Source organism: Micromonospora sp. CA-249363 (assembly GCF_050950185.1).
Classification (GTDB): domain Bacteria; phylum Actinomycetota; class Actinomycetes; order Mycobacteriales; family Micromonosporaceae; genus Micromonospora.
This window is the reverse complement of sequence record NZ_CP192020.1, coordinates 3,346,551-3,363,266: the sequence shown is the minus strand read 5'-3', so window position 1 is coordinate 3,363,266 and position 16,716 is coordinate 3,346,551. Positions and strand designations below refer to the sequence as shown.

The 16,716-nt window shown below is 73.6% G+C and carries 20 protein-coding genes; 14 read left to right on the top strand and 6 right to left on the bottom strand.

From position 1 onward, the window contains the following. Positions 1-89 precede the first annotated feature (89 nt). Positions 90-575, top strand: a complete 486-nt coding sequence (locus tag ACQPZK_RS15550; RefSeq protein ID WP_433538971.1) for an RrF2 family transcriptional regulator — start codon at positions 90-92, stop codon at positions 573-575. Positions 576-624: 49 nt separating this feature from the next. Here ACQPZK_RS15550 and ACQPZK_RS15545 read toward each other — a convergent pair whose 3' ends face one another. Continuing rightward, a complete protein-coding gene (locus tag ACQPZK_RS15545) occupies positions 625-2,175 on the bottom strand; it encodes an ArnT family glycosyltransferase (protein ID WP_433538970.1) in 1,551 nt (516 codons plus the stop codon). A 122-nt stretch (positions 2,176-2,297) separates the two neighbouring features. Here ACQPZK_RS15545 and ACQPZK_RS15540 point away from each other — a divergent pair, with 122 nt between their 5' ends. From ACQPZK_RS15540 to ACQPZK_RS15530, 3 genes are all read left to right on the top strand, one after another. Continuing rightward, a complete protein-coding gene (locus tag ACQPZK_RS15540) occupies positions 2,298-3,320 on the top strand; it encodes an aldo/keto reductase (protein WP_433538969.1) in 1,023 nt (340 codons plus the stop codon). After that, entirely contained in the window at positions 3,317-3,823 is a 507-nt protein-coding gene (locus ACQPZK_RS15535) for a DinB family protein (RefSeq protein WP_433538968.1), read from the top strand. Before ACQPZK_RS15540 ends, ACQPZK_RS15535 begins: the two co-directional genes overlap by 4 nt. Before the next feature lie 141 nt (positions 3,824-3,964). Beyond that, complete coding sequence (locus ACQPZK_RS15530; protein WP_433538967.1) at positions 3,965-4,552, top strand: GNAT family N-acetyltransferase; 588 nt, start codon at positions 3,965-3,967, stop codon at positions 4,550-4,552. Here the strand turns inward: ACQPZK_RS15530 and ACQPZK_RS15525 are convergent, their stop codons facing one another. Then, positions 4,553-4,816 carry a flavin reductase gene (locus ACQPZK_RS15525; protein ID WP_433538966.1) on the bottom strand — a complete coding sequence of 88 codons (264 nt, stop codon included), beginning with the start codon at positions 4,814-4,816 and terminating at the stop codon, positions 4,553-4,555. It abuts the gene before it with no gap. Positions 4,817-5,014: 198 nt separating this feature from the next. Between ACQPZK_RS15525 and ACQPZK_RS15520 the strand changes: the two genes are divergently transcribed. Further along, positions 5,015-5,785 carry a DUF5753 domain-containing protein gene (locus tag ACQPZK_RS15520; protein ID WP_433538965.1) on the top strand — a complete coding sequence of 257 codons (771 nt, stop codon included), beginning with the start codon at positions 5,015-5,017 and terminating at the stop codon, positions 5,783-5,785. Then, the gene (locus ACQPZK_RS15515) at positions 5,776-5,967 is read left to right on the top strand and encodes a DUF397 domain-containing protein (RefSeq protein WP_433538964.1); all 192 of its coding nucleotides are present in this window, start codon (positions 5,776-5,778) and stop codon (positions 5,965-5,967) included. The genes ACQPZK_RS15520 and ACQPZK_RS15515 overlap by 10 nt, the downstream gene beginning before the upstream one ends. 23 nt (positions 5,968-5,990) lie before the next feature. Here the strand turns inward: ACQPZK_RS15515 and ACQPZK_RS15510 are convergent, their stop codons facing one another. Further along, positions 5,991-7,223, bottom strand: coding sequence for an MFS transporter (locus ACQPZK_RS15510; RefSeq protein ID WP_433538963.1), 1,233 nt, complete (start codon positions 7,221-7,223; stop codon positions 5,991-5,993). Positions 7,224-7,291: 68 nt separating this feature from the next. Here ACQPZK_RS15510 and ACQPZK_RS15505 point away from each other — a divergent pair, with 68 nt between their 5' ends. The 6 genes from ACQPZK_RS15505 to ACQPZK_RS15480 all read left to right on the top strand — a co-directional run bounded on the left by ACQPZK_RS15505 (position 7,292) and on the right by ACQPZK_RS15480 (position 12,062). Further along, complete coding sequence (locus ACQPZK_RS15505; protein WP_433538962.1) at positions 7,292-7,798, top strand: MarR family winged helix-turn-helix transcriptional regulator; 507 nt, start codon at positions 7,292-7,294, stop codon at positions 7,796-7,798. A gap of 637 nt (positions 7,799-8,435) precedes the next feature. Continuing rightward, positions 8,436-8,966, top strand: coding sequence for a DUF2087 domain-containing protein (locus tag ACQPZK_RS15500; RefSeq protein WP_433538961.1), 531 nt, complete (start codon positions 8,436-8,438; stop codon positions 8,964-8,966). Beyond that, the gene (locus ACQPZK_RS15495; protein ID WP_433538960.1) at positions 8,963-9,478 is read left to right on the top strand and encodes a GNAT family N-acetyltransferase; all 516 of its coding nucleotides are present in this window, start codon (positions 8,963-8,965) and stop codon (positions 9,476-9,478) included. The genes ACQPZK_RS15500 and ACQPZK_RS15495 overlap by 4 nt, the downstream gene beginning before the upstream one ends. A 68-nt stretch (positions 9,479-9,546) precedes the next feature. Next, on the top strand, positions 9,547-9,972 hold the full coding sequence (locus ACQPZK_RS15490) for an Hsp20/alpha crystallin family protein (protein WP_433539224.1): 426 nt from the start codon (positions 9,547-9,549) through the stop codon (positions 9,970-9,972). A gap of 216 nt (positions 9,973-10,188) precedes the next feature. Further along, positions 10,189-11,187, top strand: a complete 999-nt coding sequence (locus ACQPZK_RS15485; RefSeq protein WP_433538959.1) for a tyrosine-type recombinase/integrase — start codon at positions 10,189-10,191, stop codon at positions 11,185-11,187. Positions 11,188-11,216: 29 nt separating this feature from the next. Continuing rightward, a complete protein-coding gene (locus ACQPZK_RS15480) occupies positions 11,217-12,062 on the top strand; it encodes an LLM class flavin-dependent oxidoreductase (RefSeq protein WP_433538958.1) in 846 nt (281 codons plus the stop codon). Between the two features lie 63 nt (positions 12,063-12,125). On the opposite strand, the gene ACQPZK_RS15475 is transcribed toward ACQPZK_RS15480, so the two are convergent. Both ACQPZK_RS15475 and ACQPZK_RS15470 read right to left on the bottom strand, forming a co-directional pair. Continuing rightward, entirely contained in the window at positions 12,126-12,494 is a 369-nt protein-coding gene (locus tag ACQPZK_RS15475) for a VOC family protein (RefSeq protein WP_433538957.1), read from the bottom strand. A 44-nt stretch (positions 12,495-12,538) separates the two neighbouring features. Continuing rightward, on the bottom strand, positions 12,539-14,242 hold the full coding sequence (locus ACQPZK_RS15470) for an acyl-CoA dehydrogenase family protein (protein ID WP_433538956.1): 1,704 nt from the start codon (positions 14,240-14,242) through the stop codon (positions 12,539-12,541). A 173-nt stretch (positions 14,243-14,415) separates the two neighbouring features. Between ACQPZK_RS15470 and ACQPZK_RS15465 the strand changes: the two genes are divergently transcribed. Then, complete coding sequence (locus tag ACQPZK_RS15465) at positions 14,416-14,826, top strand: Rv0361 family membrane protein (protein WP_433539223.1); 411 nt, start codon at positions 14,416-14,418, stop codon at positions 14,824-14,826. Beyond that, positions 14,813-16,003, top strand: a complete 1,191-nt coding sequence (locus ACQPZK_RS15460; protein WP_433538955.1) for a low temperature requirement protein A — start codon at positions 14,813-14,815, stop codon at positions 16,001-16,003. The genes ACQPZK_RS15465 and ACQPZK_RS15460 overlap by 14 nt, the downstream gene beginning before the upstream one ends. Here the strand turns inward: ACQPZK_RS15460 and ACQPZK_RS15455 are convergent. After that, positions 16,000-16,716: a thymidine kinase gene (locus ACQPZK_RS15455; RefSeq protein ID WP_433538954.1), complete on the bottom strand. Its 717-nt coding sequence runs from the start codon at positions 16,714-16,716 to the stop codon at positions 16,000-16,002. The two genes, ACQPZK_RS15460 and ACQPZK_RS15455, sit on opposite strands and share 4 nt — an antisense overlap.

Below are 16,716 nucleotides of genomic sequence, written 5' to 3'. Positions count from 1 at the left end.
AGCGGCGCCGCCAAACTCGGACCTCTTATGTCCGAGAACTATACTCGGACAGGAAGGGTCCGAGTATCAGGGGTGGCTAGGGTGAGGCGATGAAGATGTCCGGCGGGGTCGAGTGGGCGCTGCACTGCTGCGTCGTGCTCACCACCAGCAGCAGGCCCGTCCCGGCCGCCCGGCTCGCGGAGCTGCACGACGTCTCCGGCAGCTACCTCGCCAAGCAGCTCCAGTCGCTGGCCCGCGCCGGGCTGATCCACTCGGTGCAGGGCAAGTCCGGTGGCTACGCGCTGACCCGCGCGCCCGAGACGATCAGCGTGCTGGACGTGGTCCACGCCGTCGACGGGCCGGGTCCCGCCTTCGTGTGCACCGAGATCCGCCAGCGCGGACCGCTGGCCACCCCACCTGAGAACTGCACCGGCGCGTGCCCGATCGCCCGCGCCATGTGGGCCGCCGAGACGGCGTGGCGCGACGCCCTGGCCGGCATCACGATCGCCGACCTCGCCCGCGACGTGGACGTCGACTCCGGACCCGAGGCGCTGGCCACCGTCCGCGCCTGGCTCACCGGCAACCCCGCCGGCTGACCGCGCTCAGCCGGCATCGCCGACGCCGACCGGCCGTATGCAGCGAGACTCAGCCGGTCCGGCGTACCTCGGTGTCCCAGATCTCGGCCCACGGACGCCGCAGCCCCCGGCACACGTGGATCGGGCCGCCGTTCTCGTCGTTGGCCACGTCGACGCGCTGGTCGACCTGCCCGGCCTGCACACACCGCTCGAACCAGCCGTTGAGGGCGTCGGGGCGCTCCCAGCCCACCGCGATCACCACGTCCGCGTCGGCGGGCGGCCGGCCGAAATCGACCATGCTGTTGTGACCGGAGTACGCCCGGGGAAGCCCTCGGGCCGGTCCGTAGCGCGCGACCGCCCCCGCCTCGCCGTAGTTGGCGGTGAGGATGACCGCCCGGGCGCGATCCGACTCCGGCAGGCCACGGTGGACGGTGGCGAGCGAGTCGGCGAACGCCGGCCAGCCGATGGTCTCGCCGGCGTCGTAGTTGACGTCGACGACGAAGGCGGGCAGCCGGTCGGCCGGCAGCACGGGCAACAGCAGCACGATGCTGGGCAGCAGGAACGGCACCGCGCCGGCCGCGAGCACCCCCCGCCGCAGCCACGCCGAGCCGCGCGACGCCCAGGCCGCGGTCACCACGGCGCCCGCCGCGGCGAGCACCAACAGCAGGGGAGCGTCGTAGTAGCCCTTGCCGCCGGCCACCAGGACCACGCCGAAGACGACCACCCAGGCCCAACCCACCGCACGGTACGACCGCCACGCCGGCCGGCGCAGCAACGCGACGAGGCCGGCGATCCAGATCGGTACGGCGTACGGGCTGATGATGAGGAACTGGAGGGTGAACGCGTCGAGGCGGCCGCTGTAGGAGCTGGCCCCGTCGGAGATGGACGCGGCCACGCCGAGCTGCGGGAAACCGTGCGCGGCCTGCCAGATCAGGTTCGGCGCGGCCAGCACCAGGGCGATGCCGGCGGCGGCGAGCACCCGGCGGTCGCGCAGCAGCCGACGGGGCCCCGCGATCAGCACCCCGGCGAGCAGGCCCACGGCCAGCAGCGCCGGCAACAGCTTGTTGAGCATGCCCACGCCGAGCACCAGACCGAGCGGGAGCGCCCACCGGGTGTCGCCGGTGCGCAGCAGGCGCACCGCGCACCACGCCACGCCGAGCCAGACCAGCAGGTCGACGGTCGTGGTGCTGAGCAGGTGGCCGCTGGCGAGCCCGATGCCGGAGATCGCGGCCAGCACCGCCGCGAAGCTCTGCCCGCCCCGGCCGGCGCCCAACTCCCGCGCGATGGCGGCGACCAGCAGGACCGCGCCCCCGGCGAGCAGCGCCGACGGCGTCCGCAGGACCACCAGGTTGCCCGGCGCGATCTCGTCGAGCAGTCGGGCCAGCGCGGGGACCAGCGGACCCTGGTCGACGTAACCCCAGTCGAGGTGCCGGCCGCAGAGCAGGAAGTAGAGCTCGTCGCGGTGGTAGCCGTACCGACCGGCGAGCAGCAGCAGCATCACCGTGGTCGCGGCGGCCACCAGCCACGGACCGCGCGAGCGCGCGCCGGGCTCGGGTGGCGTCGCCGACGGCGGCTGGGTGGGCCGGTGCGGTCGGTCGATATCGATCGCGGGCTCGCTCACCCGCTCATGATGACCGGCGGCGTGGCCGCGTGGGTGCCCGTGCGGGTGTTCGGGATCGTCCGAATGCGGGTGGTGGGGACGAGTGCGAAGATCAGCTTTGTCACTCGGACCGAAAGGACGATATGCGCTATCGCAATCTGGGCGGCACCGGCACGGTGGTGTCGACCCTCTGTCTGGGCACCATGACCTTCGGCGCGGAGACCGACGAGGAGGGCAGCTTCGCGCAGCTCGACCGTTTCGTCGAGGCCGGCGGCACCTTCCTCGACACCGCCGACGTGTACTCCCGGGGCGTCTCGGAGGAGATCGTCGGTCGCTGGCTGCGGGCCCGACCCGGCGTACGCGATCGGCTCGTCATCGCCACCAAGGGCCGCTTTCCGATGGGCGCCGGGGCGAACGACGCCGGCCTGTCCCGGGTGCATCTCACCCGCGCCCTGGACGCGAGCCTGCGGCGGCTCGGCGTCGAGGCCGTCGACCTCTACCAGGCGCACGCGTGGGACCCACTGACGCCGCTGCCCGAGACGCTGCGCTTCTTCGACGACGCGGTCCGCGCCGGCAAGATCCGCTACGCGGGGGTCAGCAACTTCACCGGCTGGCAGTTGCAGAAGGCGGCGCTGCTCACCCAGCACCTCAACCTCACCCCGATCGTGACGCTGCAACCGCAGTACAACCTGCTGGCCCGGGAGATCGAGTTCGAACTGGTGCCGGTCTGCGAGAACGAGGGCATCGGCATCCTGCCGTGGTCACCGCTGGGCGGAGGCTGGCTGACCGGCAAGTACCGGCGCGACACCACGCCCACCGGCGCGACCCGGCTCGGGGAGAACCCGCAGCGCGGCGTCGAGGCGTACGCCGGTCGTAACGGGCAGGAGCGCACCTGGCAGGTGCTCGACGCGGTCGGCCAGGTCGCGCGGGACCTCGGCGCGTCCATGTCGGCGGTGTCGCTGGCCTGGCTCGCGGCCCGGCCCGCGGTCACCTCGGTGATCCTCGGCGCCCGTACCACCGAGCAGCTCGACGACAACCTGACCGCCGCCGACCTCGTCCTGAGCGACGAGCAGATGCGGCTGCTGGACGAGGCGAGCGCGCCCCCGGTGGGCGACTACCCGTACGGGGCGGCCGGGGTCCGGCAGCGCGGGCGTGACCTGCCGTGACGGCGTTCCCCGAGCCGACCGCGCCGGCCGGCAGCCGCACCGAGGTCTTCCTGCGCTACCTGGACTACTTCCGCGAGTCGGTGGTGGCGAAGGTGTCGGCGCTGGACGAGTCGGAGCTGCGCAGCAGCCGGCTGCCGTCCGGCTGGACGCCGCTGGAACTGGTCACCCACCTGCGCCACGTCGAGCTGCGCTGGATCGAGTGGGGTTTCCAGGGTCGGGACGTCGCCGAGCCGTGGGGCGACAATCGGGACGACCGCTGGTACGTCGCTCCCGAGGAGACCCGCGACGACCTGGTGGCGGCGCTACGGGCGCAGGGCGCGCACACGACCGCCGTGGTGCTGGCGCACGACCTGGCCGAGATCGGCGCGCCGGGCCCACGCTGGGACGGCGCGGACCCGGCGTCGTTGGAACGGGTGCTGTTCCACCTGGTGCAGGAGTACGCCCGCCACCTGGGCCACCTCGACGTGGTCACCGAGCTGGCGGGAGGCCCGACCGGAGAGTGAGACCGCCCGCAGTTCCCACGACGCGCGATGATCGCGCTCGAACATGGATTAAGTGGCCTCCTCGCGAAGGGAGGCCACTACATCGTGGATCGAGCACGATCATCAGGAGGCGGGTGAGGCCGCCGGCCCGATAATGGGCCGATGCCGCTGCTCGTCACCCCCGCCCTGGCCGCCGGGAGTCTCGCCGCCCAGGAACAACCCCACCTTGAGGTACGCCCCGGGCTGGCGTTGCGGCCGTGGCGCGACGATGACGCCCCGGCCGTACGGGCCGCGTTCGACTGTCCGGCGATCCAGCGGTGGCACGTGCTCCGGCTCGACGACGACGCCGAGGCCAGGGCGTGGACGGCACAGTGGACCGGCCGCTGGCGGGCCGAGACGGCCGTGAGCTTCGCGATCGTCGAGGATGACGACCGGCCGATCGGTCAGACGGGGTTGCGGGACGTGTCGCTGACCGACGCGTCAGCGCAGATTTCGTACTGGCTGCTGCCCGACGCACGCGGTCGGGGCATCGCCACCGCGGCGCTGGGAGCGCTGACGCGGTGGAGCTTCACGCGGGCGGGGTTGAACCGGTTGGGGCTGGACCACTCGACGGCCAACGCGGCGTCGTGCCGGGTCGCCACGCGGGGCGGCTTCGCCGTGGAGGGGGTGGCGCGTCGGTCGATGCGGCACGCCGACGGCTGGCACGACATGCACCGGCACGCACGACTGCGCACCGACAGGCCGACCTGATCAGCGGGGCAGGGCCCAGCCGACGAAGCGCGGGGTCAGGTCGGGTAGCGCCACGTCGGGGTTGAGCGCGGCGAGGTCGGCCTCGGCCTCCTTCTGGACCGCCGCCAGGTGCGTCAACAGACCCGGACGGTCCTCGCGGTACTGACCGAGCAGACGCAGCTTCGCGGTCGAACACGGCCAGAGGATGCCGCAGACCGGGCAACGCCACGACGGGCGCAACGGGGAGTGTGTGCGTCTCGTGGCCCTTTCCTCGATGTGCGGCACGGCTGTCCTCCTCATCGGTTGGTGGAGGCGGGGGCCGCTTCTGATCGCGGAAGCGACCCCCGCTGCGAACGCGTCCGCCGGGTTCGGGTCCCTGCCGGCCGCGCCGTCGATACCCCACTTTCCCGGGAGTCTCTGGACAAGCACACAGCGTTACGTGTTCTCTTTGGCACAGCCCCTTTGCTCCCCGGAAGGAACGGAATGAACCACGCCTTTGTCGCCGCGCTCGCCGAGGCGGGCCACACGGCCGAGAGCCTCGCCGACCGGATCGGTGTGCACCCCAAGACCGTCGCCCGGTGGGCGAACCCCGGCCACGTTCCCCAGAGTCGACACCGGGCGACCGTCGCCGAACTGTTGGCCCGCGACGCCGAGGCACTGTGGCCGGACGCCCTGCGTCGTCGGGAGCCGGTGTGGTTCCGACCGTGGGTCGACATCGAACGCGAGGCGGTGACCCTGCGGTCGTTCGAGTTGACGTGGGTGCCGGGGCTGCTCCAGACCGAGGCGTACGCCCGGGCGACCCTGGCCGGCGGGGTGCTGACGGCGGACGCGGTCGACGAGTTCACCGAGGCGCGGATGAACCGGCAGTCGATCATCGAGCGGGACACCGAGGGGCCGCTGCTCATCGCCCTGCTCGACGAGGGGGTGCTGCGCCGCCGGGTCGGCGACGACCGGGCGCTGATGGCCGCGCAGCTCACGCGCCTGCTCGGCTACGTCGAGACGGATACCGTTCAACTCCAGGTCGTTCCGGCGGACGCGCCGAGCTACCCGGGGCTCGACGGGCCGTTCACCATCGCCGATCTCCCGGACGGCTCGCGCCTCGCGCACGTCGACAGCGCCGCGCAGGCGCAGATCCTCGATCGGCCTTCGGAGCTTGTTAGCCTGGAGCGGCGGTGGGAGCGGATTCGCGGCGAGGCGCTGCCCCGGGGACGCTCCCTGGACCTTCTCAGAGAAGCGGCGGGATCATGGACATGACCGGGGCGCGGTGGCGCACGAGCACGAGAAGTGGTGGCAACGGCGGCAACTGCGTCGAGGTCGCCGACAACCTTCCGGGCGTGGTGCTGGTCCGCGACTCGAAGGACCGCGACGGCGCGACGCTGGCCTTCCGGCCGGACGCCTGGCGCGGCTTCGTCGCCATGGCCCGCGCCGCCGGCTGACCCTCCACATCGGCCTGGCCTGCTCAGCGCACGCCGGCGGGTTCGGCCGGTTGCGGCTCGCGGGCCGCCGGCCAGGTCAGCCGGCGTACGCCGGGCACGAGCGCGGTGCCGCCGCAGGCGACCAGGACCAGCAGGCCGGCGACCACCAGAGGTAAGGGCGTGCCGAACGAGTCAGCGGCCAGCGGCGCCAGCGCGTAGCCCAGTGGCATGGCGGCCAGCGACACCAGCCAGTCGTACGAGGTGACCCGGGCCAGGACCTCCGGCGGGAAGTGGTGCTGCACGACGGTCTCCCAGACCGGGTTGAAGTAGCCGAGGGCGGTCAGCGCCACGGCGTACGTGACGATCACGGCCGGGGCGGGCGCGGCCACGGCCAGCAGGAACAGCGGCACGGCGTAGGTGGCCAGCCCGACGTTGGCCAGCAGCACCGGTCGGCGTAGCCGGACGCGCCCGGCCAGCAGCGAGCCGACGAGCATGCCGATCGCGCCGCCCTGCAACAGCAGCACCCACGTCGCCTCGCCGCCGAGGCGGTCGATGGCGACGGCCGGCCCGAGGGTCATCAGCACGGCGGCGGCGCCGTTCCACATGCCGTGCCCCAGCAGGCTGGTCCAGAACCAGTCACGGGCGCGTACCTCGCCGAAGCCGTGCCGCAGGTCGGCCAGGACCGAGCGGCGAGGCACCGGCACGTGTGCGACCCGGACCAGCGCGAGCAGGGCGGCGCTGAGCGCGAACGACCCGGCGTCGATGACGAACGCCCAACCCGGCCCGGCGGCCCAGATCAACGCCCCGGCCAGGGCCGGGCCGAGCAGTCGGCTGGCGTTGGCGGTGACCCCCATCAGAGCGTTGGCCCGTTGCCGGTCGGCTCCCGCGACGGTGCCGGCCACCAGGGGCGACGCGGTCGGAATGGCGAACGCCGACGCGGTGCCGCCGAGCGCGGAGGCCACCACGACGGTGGTCAGCGACGGCTCGCCGCCGAGCAGTTCCACGCCGACCGCGAGTTGGGTCCCGCAGCGGACCAGGTCGGCCAGCAGGGCGACCCGGCGAGCGGCGAACCGGTCGGCGACGACACCGCCGAGCGGCAGCAGGAGCAGCCGGGGCACCATCGCGGCAGCCAGGACAACCGCCAACGCCCCGCTGGAGCCGGTGGCCCGCAGCACGGCCAGGGCCAGAGCGGCGGGCACCACCGCATCCCCGACCGCCGAGACGGTACGGCCGAGGAACAGCAAGCGGAAGGGGCGGGCGCGCAGCGGGTGAGCCATGCCGCGAACATACTTTGACGCCGAACTTTTCGGCAATGAATATTTCGGTGTTGAGCTAAGCTGACGTCGTGACCGCCGCCGAAGATGTCGTCGACCAGCACATCAAGCGCTGGCTCCCCGTGGTGCCCGGCCTCGACAGGGACATCGAGGGGGCGGTGACCCGGATGATCCGCCTGACCCGGCACCTGCGCTCGGTCAAGGAACGGGTCCTCGCCGACTTCGACCTGCCCCGGCACGAGTACGAGACCCTGCACGCCCTCGCCGGTCGGCGCGGTCGCGCGGCGCCCTCCGACCTGGCCGCGGATCTGTCGGTGGCCCCGGCCTCGATCACCGCACGCGTCGACACCCTGCTGGGACGGGGCTTCGTCCGGCGCATCCCGTCCACCGTCGACCGTCGTCGGGTGGACGTGGAGCTCACCGACGCGGGCATGGACGCGTGGCGCGCGGCCATGGAGAGCCAGGGCGACGAGGAGCACCGACTCTTCGGCGCGCTGACGCCGGACGAGCGACGGATGCTCTCCGACCTGCTGCGCCGGGTGCTCCTCGTCGCCGAACAGCCGGCCGACACGCCGTAGCCCGGTCGACGGCACGTCGCCGCGCAACCAGCCGACGCGCCGGGCGTGGCCGAGGGCCGGCCGCGAGGCCGTGCGGTAAATCCATTGCCCACCAGCCGCGGCTTGACCATGCTGGCGCCTATGGATCAGTGACCAGTGGCGCACGTGCGCGATGAGGACGGGTTCGAGTGACCTCCCCGCCTCCGTCCGCCGTGCCACTCGGAGCCCGCGCCGCAGAACCGGTGCGGGTTTCCGTCAGCGACGTGATCTGCGACGTCGCGCCAGCCGGATGCACCGGCTATCCGTCACTGGATCCAGGAGGCCCCTCGGCGCCTCCTGCCGACACCTGGAATCGCCGAAGCCATGAATGGTTCCCGCCCTGTCCGTATGCCGGCCTTCGTCCGCGCGCACACGCCTGCCTTCGAGTTCCACGCCTCAGGCGTCTTCGCGCCCCCACCGCTGCCACGCACCCAGCGCAGCGCCTCCCGGGTGGACTTCGCCGCAGCGGACCTCGCACCGCGATCGCTTCCGCCGCTGACCGCTGCCCCGATCCTCCTCGACGTCGCAACGAAGACCAGCAGGCCGGCGGTGGTGCGGCTGGGCGCGTACCCCGGAAATCGCCTGGCGGCGCGCGTACCCCGATGGGAGGGTGACCGGCATGACTGCGCACGCTCTGGCCGGGGCCCTGGCCGACGACGGACGGCGACGGATCTTCGCGGCGGTCGCGCTGGGGTCGACAAGCGTGCCCGAGGTCGTGCGGCGCTCCGGCCTGCCGGCGCGGGTCGTGCTCACTGGGCTCCGTCGGCTCGCCGACGCGGGCCTCGTCACCGGCGCTGACGGCGCGCTCGCGGTCGACGAGGCGTCGCTGCGGGCGGCGGCGCGCGACAGCCGCCCGACCGACGACGCCGAGCCGGCCGAGGATCCGGTGCTGCGCACGTTCCTGCGCGGGGACGTCCTGGTGGGCATGCCGGCGCAGCGCGGACGGCGGCGAACGCTGCTGGCCCACATCGCGCAACGGTCGTTCGCGCCGGGCACCCGCTATCCGGAGCGGGCCGTCGACGACGCGCTCAAGCCGTGGTGCGCGGGAGGCGCGTCGGACCACGCAACCCTGCGCCGGTACCTGGTGGACGAGCGGTTGCTGACCCGTGAGCAGGGCATCTACCAGCGGACCGCCGAGGACAACGCGTGACCACGGCCGTCGGGGCGCGGTGGGTGACCGCCGCCGTCCGTCCCGACCATCCGGACGCGACAGTCCTGTTGCGCGAGTACATGACGGAGATGGTGGTGCGCTACCACTGCCGTCCGGCCCGACCCGGCGAGGTCGACGCCGCGCTGGCCGAGATGCCCAGCGACGACCTGGCGTACCCCGGTGGTGTGCTTCTCGTCGCCCACCGCGGCGCGGGCTTGGCCGGTTGCGCCGGGCTGCGGTGGCAGGCCGAGTTCGCCGAGTTGACCCGGGTGTTCGTCCGGCCCGCGCACCGCGGCACGGGTGGAGGGGCCGCCCTGTTGGCCGCCGTCGAGGCGCGGGCGCTGGCGGCCGGCGCGGCCCGCATCCGCCTGGACACCCGCTCCGACCTGGTCGAGGCCCGCGCGCTGTACGCCCGGCACGGCTATGTCGAGATCCCGGCCTACTCGCAGGGTCCGTACGCCGAGCACTGGTTCGAGAAGAGGTTGACGGCCGGCCCGCAAGGCGCTAAATAAGAAGAGGAAGTTGAGTCGCCAAGGCTCAACTCATTACCTTCGGCCAGGAGAACCGAGGAGGCATGACCATGTTGATGCGTACCGACCCGTTCCGCGAGGTGGACCGGCTCGCCGAGCAGTTCTTCGGTACGGCAGCCCGTCCGGCGACGATGCAGCTCGACGCCTACCGCGACGGAGACTTCTTCTACGCCGCGTTCGACCTGCCCGGCGTCGACCCCGACACCATCGATTGCACCGTCGAGCGCAACGTCCTCACCGTCCGCGCCGAGCGCCGCCGACCGTCCGGGGACGGTGTCGAGCTGGTCGCCGCCGAACGTCCGATGGGCACCTTCACCCGGCGACTGTTCCTCGGCGACACCCTCGACACCGACAAGCTGGAGGCGGGCTACGAGCACGGGGTGCTGACGCTGCGCATCCCCGTCGCCGAGCGGGCCAAGCCCCGCCGGGTCACCATCACCGCCAACAGCAACGGCCGCCGACAAATCAACGCCTGAGACGCAGCCCTCGCCCCCGGGCGCGCCCCGGGCGCGGGCGCGGGCGGCGATCTTGCAGTTTGGGTTGTGGTTATGGGCTTTATGTGCTTTGTGTCGCCGCAGAAAGTGCAAGATCGACGCCTGACGCACCGCAGTGGACGGCCGGCACCCACCAAGGGTGCCGGCCGTCGGCGCGCCTGCGTGGCAATCCCATCCGCTGCTGAGAACCTTTTTCACATGGTGTTCTCCGACGCGCCCGTGCTCGCCCGCCCCACCGCCCGACCGGCCCTGCCGAGCGCGCCGATGGACGTCACCGAGGCGTGGCTGCGCAACCGTCGGCTCTCCGAGCACACCCGCGACGCCTACCGGCGCGACGTCGCCGCGTTCCTCGGCTGGTGCGCCGAGCACGATCTGGACCCGCTGCGGGCCACGTTCCTGCACGTCAACGAGTACGCCCGCGCGTTGGAGTCCACCCTCGTGGCCCGCAGCGGCCGACCGCTGACCCCGGCGACCGTCGCACGTCGGCTGTCCGCCCTGTCGAGCTGGTACGACTTCCTCGTCAAGCTCGGCGGCGTACCGGCCAACCCGGTCTCCGGCGCGGACCGGCCCCGCGTCGACCGGGACCACTCCGCCACCATCGGACTCACCCCCGAAGAGGTGGACGCCCTGCTCACCGCCGCCGACGCCGAGACCGGCCCGACGGCGGCGCGCAGCCGGGCCGCGATCGCGCTGCTGGCCGACCTGGGCCTGCGGGTCGGGGAACTGGTCTCGCTGGACCTGACCGACCTCGGCGCCGAACGTGGGCACCGCAGCGTGCGCTTCGTCGGCAAGGGCGGCAAACAGCGTCGCCGCGCCCTCACCCCGGGCACCGCGTACGCGGTCGACGCGTACCTGGCCCACCGGGCGGCCGCCGCCGGGGTGCCGGTGACGCAGCTCAGCGGGCCGCTGCTGGTCACCGCCAGCGGCGCACGACTCGACCGGCACTCCGTGTTCCGGATGGTCCGTCGCCTCGCCCGGGCCGCGGGCATTCCGGCCTGGGCGCGACTGTCACCGCACTCGCTGCGGCACGCGTTCGCCACCACCGCCCGCTCCGAGGGCGTTCCCCTCGAAGACGTGCAGGACGCCATGGGGCACGCCGACCCGCGCACCACCCGCCGTTACGACCGGGACCGGCACAACCTCGACCGCGACCCGGCGTACGCGGTGTGGGCCGCCCGGTCGCGTCGGCGCGCCTGAGCGTCGGACCCCCGCCGTACGGTCGGCGGATGAGACACGGCCTGGAGATCCCCTGCGGCGGCGACGATCTCACCGCCGCCACCCTCGTCGAGCTGGGTGAGCTGGCCGAACACGCCGGCTGGGACGGGGTGTTCCTGGAGGACTACGTCATCCACCACCGTGGCGACGACCCGTCCACCTACGACCCGTGGCTGCTGCTCGCGGCGATCGCCGGGCGCACCGGACGGGTGCGCCTCGGCACCACCGTCACCGCGCTGCCCCGACGCCGCCCGGCGAAGCTGGCCCGCGAGGTGCTGACCCTCGACCATTTGAGCGCCGGCCGGGCCACGGTGGCCGTCGGCGTCGGCGACCCCGGCGACCGGGGGCTGGCCGCGTTCGGCGAGCCGACCGACGTGGCCGTCCGCGCCGCCATGCTCGACGAGGGCCTCGACCTGCTGACCGGCCTGCTCAGCGGCGAACGGGTCGAGCACCGGGGCGTCCACTACCGCGCGGAGAACGTGGCGCTGCGTCCACCGCCCGTGCAGTCGCCCCGGGTGCCGGTGTGGGTCGGCGGCAGCACGCAGGCCGGGGCGGTGCGACGTCGCGCGGCCCGCGCGGACGGCATCGTCCCGTACAAGCTGACCGACACCGACGGCTGGGCCGACTTCACCCCCGACGAGGTCCACGAGCTGGTCGGAGCGCTGCCGGCGACGCGAGCCGACGGGCAGCCGTTCGACGTGGCGATCGGCGGCCGGCGTCGTCGGCCGGACGAGCGCGCCGAGCGGGCCTACCGCCGTGAGCTGGCCGCCGCCGGGGCGACCTGGTGGCTGGAGTACGTCCCGGTCGGCGACCCGGCGGCGATGCGCGACGCGGTGGCCCGCGGCCCACTGCGCTGAGCGCCGCCGGGTCGCCGACGGCGGCGCGCGTCGGCCCTGGGCGGCGCGCGGCGCGCTGTCGCCTCAGCCCTGCGGTCGGCGGCAGAGGCAGAACGGCTGCCCGATCGGGTCGAGGAGCACCACCCAGGTCTCGCCGGGCTGGAACTCCGGCTTCGACGCGCCGGCGGCCACGAACTCCTTCTCGGCCACGGCCAGGTCGTCGACGTAGAGGTCGAGGTGGTAACGCTTCTGCCCGGCCGAATCGGGCCAGGCCGGCGGCTGGTAGCCCTCGACCAGGCCGAACCCGATGGACACGCCACCGTTGCGGATCATCGCGTACTCGGCCTGGCTGTGGGTGATCTCCCAGCCCAGCGCCCGGTGGTAGAAGGCGGCCTGCGCGGCCGGGTCGGAGCTGTCCAGATTGACCATGGCGAGGTCGGCGGTTGTCGTCATCCGCGCAGTCTGCCCGGTACCCCCGACAATTCCCGTCGAGCCGGTCAGCAGAGCAGGTCCAGGTGGTGGTGGGCGTCCTCGGAGATGTCCTCGTGCCGCAGCCACCGGCGCGCCCACAGCCGGGCCGCCAGCTCCGCCTGCTCGTCACCCCAGGCGGCGTGCTCCACGAGCAGCGCGGCGGTCAGCGCGTACGCCAGACGCAGCGCCAGCGCACGGGCGCCCGCGATGACGGTCGCCGCGCCCGGGTCGTCGGTCACCGCGACGATGGTGTCGCGGAGCTGCCCGGCGACGCCGGCGAGAGTGTCGGCCAGCGCGGGCGACAGCGGTCGGGCCAGGTCGACGGCGGCGGTCAGCCGACGCAGCAGCGGCGCGCCGGCGTCCTCCCGGGTCAACGCGCGCAGCACGTCCAGGGACAGGACGTTGGTGGTGCCCTCCCAGATCGGCAGCACCTGCGCGTCGCGCAGCAGCCGGGGCACGCCGGTGTCCTCCACGTACCCGGCGCCGCCGAAGCTCTCCACGTACTCGCTGGCGGAGCTGACGGCGAGCCGGCCGGTGGCGAGCTTCGCCAGCGGCGCGACGATGCGCAGCTCCGCGACCGCCTCGGGGTCGGCGCCGACCTCCACCCGCCCGAGCAGCGCGAACGCGTGACCCGCGAGGGCGAAGGCGCCCGCCGCGTCGACCGCGAGGGTGCCCAGCGTGGCGCGGTGCAGGGGCGAGGACGCCAGCGGACCGCCCGCGACGTGCCGCGCGTCGGCGAACGCGCGGGCGTAGGCGAGCCCGCGTCGCATTCCGCCGGCAGCGGCGGCCGCGTTGTGCACCCGGGTCACCACGACCAGGGTCATGGCCCGGACCAGGCCGGGCACCGCCGGGTCGCCCAGCGGCACCGCGTACGCGTCACGCAGCCCGATCTCGGCGGTCGGTAGGGCCCGGGTGCCGAGCTTGTCCTTGAGCCGGTGCACGACGACGCCGGGGGCGGGGGCGTCCGCCGTCGCGCCGGTGGACAGGGGCGAGTCGACCGCGTAGCGGGGTACGAGGAACGGGGCGAGCACGCGGCTGCCCCGCCCGGCGCCCTCGGGGCGGGCCAGCGCCACCGCCATCGCCGCGTCGGCGGCGGAGCAGAACCACTTCTCCCCGGTCAGCCGCCACGATCCGTCCGCGGCCGGTCGGCCGATGGTGCTGGACCGGCCCAGGTCCGAGCCACCCTGCGACTCGGTCATCCACTGCCCACTGGTGATCGCCGTGTCGGGGTCGGTGGAGGTCAGCCGGGGCAGCCACGCGTCCCGGACAGCCGCGTCGACGTCGGGCAGGCTGAGCAGCGCCGCCGCGCCGTCGGCCATCGCGACCGGGCAGGAGAACGTGGCCGACTCCGGCCCGTACAGGTGCAGCAGCGCGTGCTGCACGACCCGCGCGGCAGCGCCCCAGGTGCCCCGGGCGTCGGGCAGGTAGGGCAGCGCCACCACCGCGTGCCGGGCGGCGGCGGCCCGCTGCGCCTGCCAGCCGGCGGACACCTCGATACGGTCGACGCGGGCGCCCCACGGGTCGTACCGCACCAGCGTCGGCGGATGCGCCTCGGCGTCCGCGTGCGCCGCGCGCAGCGGCCCGGTGACATCGGCGGCCAGGTCGGCCAGGCGGCCCTTCGCGGCGGCGTGTCCGGCCGCGCCGAGGTGACGCTCCAGCCAGGACCGCAGCAGGGCGTCACCGGCGTACGGGTCGGCGGGGGGTGGTACGGGCTGCACGAAGCGGCTCATCGATCGGCTCCCTGGCGCAACGGGGGTGTGCGCCGACGGTAGACGATGCGTCGTCGCACCGAAAGAAGGCCCAGTTTCCGGCTTGCCATGCCTCACCGCGACGGCGTTCTCTACGGTCGGTAGTCGTGGGTGCCGGCCAGTCGTGGAGCCGACCGGCCCGGCGGCGCCGTCCGATGCGTGCCGGGCTGGCCTTCGCCGGGTTCGGCATGGCGCTGTGCTGCGTCGGGGTGGCCGGACTGGGGGCGTGGAACCTGCAGACCGTACGGCAGGCCGCCGGCCCGATCCGGGAGACCGCCGACGGGTTCCTCAGCGAGGTGGCCCTCGGCGACAGCGACCGTGCGTACGAGCGGCTGTGCGCCGACGCGCGGACCCGGTGGAGCGCGATCGGGTTCACCAGTTGGGTACGGACCCCGCCCATGGTGACCGACTACGAGATCACCGACGTGTCGGTGTCCACCAAGGGTGGGCGTCCGCGCGGCACGGTGACCGTGAAGGTGACCCGCGACGGCGGCATCAGCGAGGAACGCCGCCTGCCGGTGGTCCGCGAGGGCGGCGACTGGCGGGTGTGCGGTGACCCCTTCTGAGCCGCCGGCCGTCGACCTGGCGCACCCCCGGCTCCTGCGCCGGCGTCAGGGCGTCGAGCCGACCACCTCGACCGAGTTGTTCTTCGACCTGGTCTTCATCTTCACGATCACCCAGGTGTCGCACTACCTGATCGCGCACCCGGACTGGCGCGGCGCGGCCCGTACCGCCCTGCTGTTGGCGCTGGTCTGGTTCGTCTGGGTCTACACCACCTGGGTGACCAACTGGCTGCAACCCGACCAGGGCCCGGTACGGGCGATGCTGATCGGGGTGACGCTGGGCAGCCTGCTGTTGTCGGCGACGATCCCGCAGGCGTTCGCCGGGATGGGTCTTCTCTTCGCGGCGGTCTACGTCACCGTGCAGGTGGGCCGGACCGCGTTCGCGTTGTGGGCCGCGCAGGGCAACCCGTGGCTGGTCGACGGGTTCCAGAAGTCGCTGCCCTGGATCGCCGCCACGTCGGTGCTTGTGGTGGTCGGCGGCCTGCTCGACACTCCGGCCCGGGAGGGGGCGTGGGCGGCGGTGATCGTGCTCGAGGTGGTCGGCCTGTCGATCGGCTACCCACTGCCGGGGCGGGAACGCAGCCGCCCGGAACGGTGGATGGTGGAGGGTGGGCACCTGGCGGAGCGCTGCGCGGCGTTCGTCCTCATCGCGCTCGGCGAGTCGATCCTGGTCACCGGCAGCACCCTCACCGCACACGTGGACGTGGTACGCCTCGGCGCGTTCGGTGTGGCGTTCGCCGGCTCGGTGGCGCTGTGGTGGGTGTACTTCGCGCGGTCGGCGCCGGCCGCCGCGGAGGTCGTCGCCCGCGCGGGCAGCCGTACGGGGGCGCTGAGCCGGCTCGCGTTCAACTACCTGCACCCGGTGATGGTCGCCGGCATCGTCGTCACCTCGGCGGGCGACGAACGGCTGCTGCATGCCCCGGGCGCGACGGCCACCACGGTCACCGCCCTGTTCACCCTGGGTGGCCCGGCGCTGTTCCTCGCCGGGCACGCCGCCTACCAGGCGGTGCTCTGGCGGGCGCTGCCGACCAGCCGGATCGCCGCCGTGGTGCTGCTGCTGGCGTTGGTGCCGGTCTGCGTGGGGCTGGGCGCGACGGTGGTGACGTGCGCGGCGCTGGCGACGGCGGTGACCATCGCGGTGATCATGGTTGATCGGCTCCGGGCCGGGCAGCGGTCCTAGACGCGGGGGCCGAGGTCGCCGCTGCGGTAGTGCCGGCGGCAGAGCACCTGGTAGCGCACCTCGGCGGTCTCCACGGTGTCGCCGATGACGACCTGCTCGCCCTCGCGGACCACCCGCCCGTCGACGACCCGCGCGTTGAGCAGCCCCTCCCGACCGCACCAGCACAGCACCTCGACCTGGATGCGGGCCACCTCGTCGGCCAACTCGAACAGGCGCTGCGCGGCGGGGAACAGGCACGACCGGAAGTCCGTGGCGAGGCCGAACGCGAACACGTCCACGTCGTAGCTGTCCACCAGCTCGGCCATCTGCTCGACGTGCTCGACGGTGTAGAAGCACGCCTCGTCGCAGATCAGGTAGTCGACGCGTACGCCGTCGGCCCAGCGGCCGCGCACGAGCGCCCGCAGGTCCAGGTCGTCGGTGACCTCGATGGCCTCGTGGGCCAGGCCGATACGGGTGGTGACCTGCGGACCCAGCGACCGGTCGATGCGCGTGGTGACGAGCCCACGGCGGCCCTGCCGGGCGTGGTTGTAGTTCATCTGCAACGCCATCGTGGACTTGCCGCAGTCCATCGGCCCCCAGAAGAACTTCAACGCCGCCGCGTGCACCGGCCGCCCGTCGAGCCCGCGCGCGGCCGCGCAGCCGGCGGGAGCGTGCGGCTGGCCGGGGAACGGGTGGGCCAGGCAGGTCGGGGTGGCAGCGGCGTCGTCGGTCAC